Here is a 5,894-nt window from a genome sequence, read left to right on the forward strand (position 1 = left end):
CCCGCAGCAGCCCCTGGGCCTCCTTGCGGCCGGCGCGGGCGGGCAGCCGCAGCAGCGTGCCCGGCCCACCGGCCCCGCCGGTGCCGACGACGGCGCCGATCCGGTTGCCGCCGCGCACGGTGAGGTGGGCCAGCGCGGCGACGGCGGCGACCGCCACGTCCCGCTTGAGCCACCGCCCGGTGCCGAAGTCCAGGCTGGCCGACATGTCGACAGCCAGCCAGGTCTCCAGTTCGCGGTCGGCGACCGTACGCCGCACGTGCGGCATGGTGGTGCGGGCGGTGACCGGCCAGTCCATCCGGCGCACGTCGTCGCCGGGCCGGTACTCCCGGGACTCCCCCGCCTCGCTGCCCGGGCCGGGCAGCAGCCCGGCGTAGTCGCCCTGGAGCAGCCCGTCCAGCTTGCGGGTGACCATGAGCTGGAGCCGGGCCAGCACGGCTCCGGAGCGGTCGCCGGTGGCGAGCCGGGTGGGCGGGGTCACGGCCGCTGCCCGGGCCATCCGTTGTGCGGCACCGCCGGCTGCGGCGCGGCCTGCTGACGGGGCGCGACAGCGGGCAGCGGGATGGTCGACATCACCCGGTGCACGATGTGGTCGGCCGGCACGTCGTCGGCGAGCGCGTCGTAGCTGAGCACCAGCCGGTGCCGCAGGATGTCCGGCGCGATGTCCTGCACGTCCTGCGGCAGCGCGTAGTCGCGCCCGCGCAGCAGCGCCAGCGCGCGGGTGGCCCGGACCAGGCCGAGCGAGGCGCGCGGGCTCGCGCCGTACTGGATGAGCTGGGCGACGTCGGGCATGCCGTGCTCGGCCGGCGCCCGGGTGGCGAGCACCAGCCGGACCGCGTAGTCGACGAGCGCGTTGTGCACGAAGACCTGGTCGGCCTTGCGCTGCAGAGCGATCAGGTCGGGGGTGTCGAACACCCGGGCCGGCTCCGGCGGGGCGACGCCCATCCGGTAGACGATCTCGCGTTCCTCGGCGTCGGTCGGGTAGCCCACGACGATCTTCATGAGGAAGCGGTCCCGCTGCGCCTCCGGCAGCGGGTAGACGCCCTCCTGCTCGATCGGGTTCTGGGTGGCCATCACCAGGAACGGGTCCGGCACCCGGTGACTCTCGCCACCGATGGAGACCTGCCGCTCGCTCATCACCTCCAGCAGCGCCGACTGCACCTTGGCCGGCGCGCGGTTGATCTCGTCGGCGAGCAGGAAGTTGACGAAGACCGGACCCAGCTCGACGTCGAACTTCTCGCTGGACTGCCGGTAGATCCGGGTGCCCATGATGTCGGCGGGCACCAGGTCCGGCGTGAACTGGACCCGGGCGAACGATCCGCCGACGACCCGGGCCAGCGTCTCCACGGCGAGCGTCTTGGCCACGCCCGGTACGCCCTCCAGCAGGCAGTGCCCCCGGGCCAGCAGCGCGACGAACATCCGCTCGACCATCCGGTCCTGGCCGACGATCACCCGCTTGGTCTCGAACAGCGCCCGCTCCAGCAGCGTGGCATCCTGCGCCGGGGTGGTGGCCGCCGGGGGCGGGGCGTCCGGCGGCGCCTCGGTCGGGTTCGGCACGTCGGGTGTGGTCGGCTGGGCCACCGGTCCTCCACAGCAGGGTCGTCGTCGCGGCGTGGTGCGTATCAAGACTGTCATGCCTCGCTGAGAGCCGAGGGTGGGAGAGGCACGATTTTCGCCGCGCCGTCCGGCCACGCCGTACCGCCGCACGAAAACGCTGAACACGGGTGGACAAAAAGGGGTCCGCAGTGTGTACGATTCACCCCGTCGCCGGGCGGCTCCCCCCGTGGCCGCCCGGCGCTAAAACTCCCGGCGTGCGACGCCTAGACTCGCCCCGGTGACGACTCCCAACGCCCCCGAAGACGAGCTGATCTGCTCGGCGCGGGGGTGTCGTGCTCCCGCCGCCTACCAGCTCCGCTGGCACAACCCCCGCCTGCACGCGCCCGACCGGCGCAAGACCTGGCTCGCCTGCCCGGCGCACCGGGACTCCCTCGGGGACTTCCTCGACGCACGCGGCTTCCTCCGCGAGGTGGTCCCGCTTCCCTGATCGCCTACGCTCGAAGCGTGAGCGAGCAGACGACCCGAGCCCGTACCGGCGGCGAGCACGGCAGGTCCTCCCGGTGAGCGGTGACGGCCACACCGGCCTCCCGCCCGCGTCGCGCAGCGCGCTGGAGCCCTGGCCGGACACCGTCGACTGGCGGCCGATCTCCCGCGACCTGATCTGGGTGGAGCTGATCCGGCTCGGCATCGGGCTGGCGGTGGCGCTCGTGGTGCTCGGCGTGGCCTGGGCGCTGTCCGGGCACTGGCTGCTCGGCGCCGCCGTCGGCGTGGCCCTGCTGATCGGCGTCTGGCGGGCGATCACCATCGTGCGCGCGGTCCGCGCCTGGGGGTACGCCGAGCGCGACGACGACCTGCTGGTGCGGCACGGCCTGCTGGTGCGGCGGCTCTCCATCGTGCCGTACTCCCGGATGCAGTTCGTCGACGTGAGCGCCGGTCCGCTGGAGCGCGCCTTCGACCTCGCCACTGTGCAGTTGCACACGGCGGCGGCCGCCAGCGACGCCCGGGTGCCGGGGCTGCGTCCGGCCGAGGCGTCCCGGCTGCGCGACCGGCTCACCGCGCTGGGCGAGGACCGGGCGGAGGGCCTGTGAGCGACCGGAGCGATCCCGGCGCGCCGCGGCCCCACGACGACCGGCCCGGGGCGGCGCCCGGTCCCCCACCGCCGGTCGGTCCGGAACAGCCGCCCGGGCCGGGTTACGGCCCGCCCGCCGCGCCGCCCGGCTACGGACCGCCGCCCGGATACGCGCCACCACCCGGTTACGGGCCCCCGCCCGGATACGGGACGGCAGCCGACGCGACGCCCGGGCCGTGGCCCGCGCTCGCTCCGCCGTACCCGGGACCCTGGGGTCCGGCCGCCGCGCCCTCGTCCGACGGTGAGGAACCGCGGCAGCGGCTGCATCCGCTGAGCCCCGCGCTGCACGGCGCGAAGTCACTCGTCGTCGTGATCGCCGGTCTGTCCTGGTCGACGCTGTCGCGGGTCGGGTTCGGCTGGTTCGCCCTGCTGGTCACGGTCTTCGTACTCGGGGCCACCGTGCTGTCCGTGGTGAGCTGGTGGAACACCGGTTACCACCTGGTGGGCCGGGAGCTGCGCGTGTACGAGGGCCTGCTGTGGCGGCGCACGCGCGCCATCCCGCTGGAGCGGTTGCAGGCGGTGGAGGTGGTCCGGCCGCTGCTGGCCCAGCTCACCGGCCTGGCCGAGCTGCGGCTCGAGGTGGTCGGCGGGGGCAAGACCGAGGCGCCGCTGGCCTACCTCAGCGTGGCCGAGGCCACCGCGCTGCGGCAGCGGCTGCTCGCTGTCGCCGGCCGGGCCCCGTCCGCCGTGGCCGAGCCGGGCGTGCCGGCCGCCCCGGGTACGCCTGTCGCGTCCGCGCCGGCCGGCCGCCGGCTGCACGTCGTCCGCAACCAGGACCTGCTGGTCAGCCAGTTGCTCACGCCGCAGGCGTTCCTGCTGCCGGTCGGCGTGGTGTTCGTGGGCGCCCAGTTCCTCTCCGAGGGCTCGTGGTCGTTCATCGCGGTGGCGAGCACGCTCACCGCGATGGCGGGTGTGGTGCTGCAACCGGTCCGGCGGGTGCTCGACGACTGGAGTTTCCGGCTCGACCGGGACGACGGCACGCTGCGTGTGCACAACGGGCTGCTGGAGACGCGGGTGCAGACGGTGCCACTGCACCGGGTGCAGACCGTGCGGGCGACCTGGCCGCTGCTCTGGCGGATGAAGGGCTGGCTGCGGCTGCGGCTGGAGGTGGCCGGCTACTCGGCCGGCGAGCCGGACGACCGCAACCGCCCGGACCGGCTGCTGCCGGTCGGCGACGCCGGCACCGGCGCGATGGTGGTGGCGGAGGTGCTGCCCGGCGTGCGGCTGGACGAGCTGCCCGGCACGCCGCCCCCGTCCCGGGCCCGCTGGCTGCGCCCGCTGAGCCGCAAGGTGGTCGGCGCCGGCCTCGACGAGCGGGTGTTCGTGGCCCGGTCCGGGCTGCTGACCCGCCAGCTGACGCTGGTGCCGTACGCCCGGATCCAGAGCGTGCGCGTCACGCAGGGGCCGGCGCAGCGGTTGCTGCGGCTGGCCACCGTGCACGCGGACACCGCGGGCGGGGCCGGGGCGGCGGCGGTCGACCGGGACCTGGCCGACGCCTGGGAGCTGGCCGCGGAGCTGACCGAGCGGTCGCGGGCCGCGCGTCGGGCCGACCACCGCCGCTGACCCGCCAGCGGGGCTAGCGTCGCTCGGCCGGCACCGCGTCCCGGTCGTCGGCGGGGGTGTCGGCCGCGGTGGCGGGCTGCGGCACGCCGGCCGCGCCGGCGGGCTCACCGGCACGCCAGGCCCGCCGCGCCGCCCACCAGCGCTCGGCCAGGCCGACCACCAGGAACGTCATGCCCACGTACGCCCAGCCGACCAGCACGTCGATCAGGTAGTGCTCGCCGCTGTACATCAGCGTGAACGTCATGGCCAGCGGATACGCCAGCATCAGCGGCCACCAGCGCTTGCGCACCGACCGCATGAAGAACAGCACCACGAACAGCGCGAACGCGGTGTGCAGCGACGGCATCGCGGCCACCGGGTTGGAGGCGATCTGCCCGGCGTTGAGCAGGTTGCCCGCGCCGTGCATGCCGATCTCCTTCCACCCCCGGGTGGAGATCCGCGCGACCTCGGTAAGCAGGCCGTTCTGCGCCGCCCACCACGGCGGCGCGGCCGGGTAGGCGAAGTAGGTGACCAGGCCGGCCGCGCACAGGAAGCCCCAGCGGGACATGTACGCGATCCAGCGCCGCCGGTTGCGCATCCACAGCACGGCCGCGGCGGCGAACGTCGCCACGAAGTGCGAGAAGTAGATCCAGCTCACCAGCACGTCCCACCAGCGCACCTCGGACGGGTCGTACAGGCGCTCCTGCAGCCAGATCGTCGGCACCTCACCGCCGGTGAGCCAGCCGGTGAGGAACCGGTCGGCGACGATCAGCTCCATCGCGTGCGGGGTGGCGCCGTTGTCGGCGAAGCCCCGGGACAGGTTGTACGCGGCGAGCAGCAGCACCACCGGGATCCAGTCCCGGGCGAAGCGCAGGTGGCTGCGCCACGGGCGGGCCGAGTTCCAGGCGATGGTGCCGGCCCAGATCCACAGGAACGCGTACGCCGGGTCGGTGGGCAGGCCGATGACGAGCCAGCCCGCCACGAAGGCGACGCCCCAGATGGTCATCGCGATCACACGGCGGCGCCCGCCGTCGGGCGACTCGGTGGTCGCGTCGGGGGCGGGGGTCGGAGATTGTGTCTGCTCGGCCATCGCGGACAAGGTTAACGGCGGGCGACGGGCGGGCCTGCGGGCGGGCGGGGACGACACGGGCGCGGCGGCTCGGACGCCGGACGGCCCCCGTTCATCTGCACTAGGCTCGGCCGCATGCAGGAGCAGCCGGAGTCGCCCTTCACGCCGGGCCTGACCGCCCGCGTCGAGCTGACAGTGACCGACGCCGACACCGCGCAGGCGGTGGGCTCCGGGGACGTGCCGGTGCTCGGCACCCCGCGCGTGCTGGCGCTGGCCGAGGCGGCGACGGTGGCCGCCACCGCGACCCGGATGCCGTCCGGGTCGACCACCGTCGGCGTACGGGTGGAGCTGGAGCACCGCGCGGCCACCCCGGTCGGGCGTACCGTGGCCGCCCACGCCGAGCTGGTGAAGGTCGACGGGAAGCGGCTCGTCTTCGAGGTGACTGTCACCGACGGTCCGACAGTGGCGGCGCAGGGCCGGGTCGAGCGGGCGCTGGTCGACCGGCAGCGCTTCGTCGAGCGGGCCCTCGGCCCGTCATGACCGCCGGCTTCACCGAGGTCGCCCCCGGTGTGCACGTGCGACGTGAGCCGCTGCTGGCGG

Annotated in this window: 7 protein-coding genes; 4 read left to right on the plus strand and 3 right to left on the minus strand. The window is 74.9% G+C overall.

The features are described 5' to 3' along the window. Both KBX39_RS20515 and KBX39_RS20520 read right to left on the minus strand, forming a co-directional pair. A partial coding sequence (locus KBX39_RS20515; protein ID WP_210872013.1) for a DUF58 domain-containing protein occupies positions 1-496 on the minus strand: 496 nt, incomplete at its 3' end. Further along, positions 475-1,578, minus strand: coding sequence for a MoxR family ATPase (locus tag KBX39_RS20520; protein ID WP_210872016.1), 1,104 nt, complete (start codon positions 1,576-1,578; stop codon positions 475-477). The genes KBX39_RS20515 and KBX39_RS20520, both read right to left, overlap by 22 nt. 253 nt (positions 1,579-1,831) lie before the next feature. On the opposite strand from KBX39_RS20520, the gene KBX39_RS20525 reads away from it, so the two are divergent. The 3 genes from KBX39_RS20525 to KBX39_RS20535 all read left to right on the plus strand — a co-directional run bounded on the left by KBX39_RS20525 (position 1,832) and on the right by KBX39_RS20535 (position 4,246). Continuing rightward, positions 1,832-2,041 (plus strand): hypothetical protein, encoded by a 210-nt coding sequence (locus KBX39_RS20525; RefSeq protein WP_069087711.1) that lies wholly within the window; start codon positions 1,832-1,834, stop codon positions 2,039-2,041. Positions 2,042-2,114: 73 nt separating this feature from the next. Next, positions 2,115-2,642: a PH domain-containing protein gene (locus KBX39_RS20530; RefSeq protein ID WP_064445350.1), complete on the plus strand. Its 528-nt coding sequence runs from the start codon at positions 2,115-2,117 to the stop codon at positions 2,640-2,642. Positions 2,643-2,944: 302 nt separating this feature from the next. Then, positions 2,945-4,246 carry a PH domain-containing protein gene (locus KBX39_RS20535; RefSeq protein WP_113972710.1) on the plus strand — a complete coding sequence of 434 codons (1,302 nt, stop codon included), beginning with the start codon at positions 2,945-2,947 and terminating at the stop codon, positions 4,244-4,246. 13 nt (positions 4,247-4,259) lie between these two features. On the opposite strand, the gene KBX39_RS20540 is transcribed toward KBX39_RS20535, so the two are convergent. Further along, positions 4,260-5,315, minus strand: a complete 1,056-nt coding sequence (locus KBX39_RS20540; protein WP_210872018.1) for a phosphatase PAP2 family protein — start codon at positions 5,313-5,315, stop codon at positions 4,260-4,262. 114 nt (positions 5,316-5,429) lie between these two features. Between KBX39_RS20540 and KBX39_RS20545 the strand changes: the two genes are divergently transcribed. Next, on the plus strand, positions 5,430-5,834 hold the full coding sequence (locus tag KBX39_RS20545; protein WP_030504258.1) for a thioesterase family protein: 405 nt from the start codon (positions 5,430-5,432) through the stop codon (positions 5,832-5,834). Positions 5,835-5,894: the final 60 nt, after the last annotated feature.

The sequence above is a fragment of the Micromonospora sp. D75 genome, assembly GCF_018070405.1.
Lineage (GTDB): Bacteria > Actinomycetota > Actinomycetes > Mycobacteriales > Micromonosporaceae > Micromonospora > Micromonospora chalcea.

Bases quoted from the DNA above. Each gene is read 5' to 3' on its own strand.
- KBX39_RS20540 (WP_210872018.1), bottom strand. From the start codon at position 5,315: ATGGCCGAGCAGACACAATCTCCGACCCCCGCCCCCGACGCGACCACC.
- KBX39_RS20545 (WP_030504258.1), top strand. From the start codon at position 5,430: ATGCAGGAGCAGCCGGAGTCGCCCTTCACGCCGGGCCTGACCGCCCGC.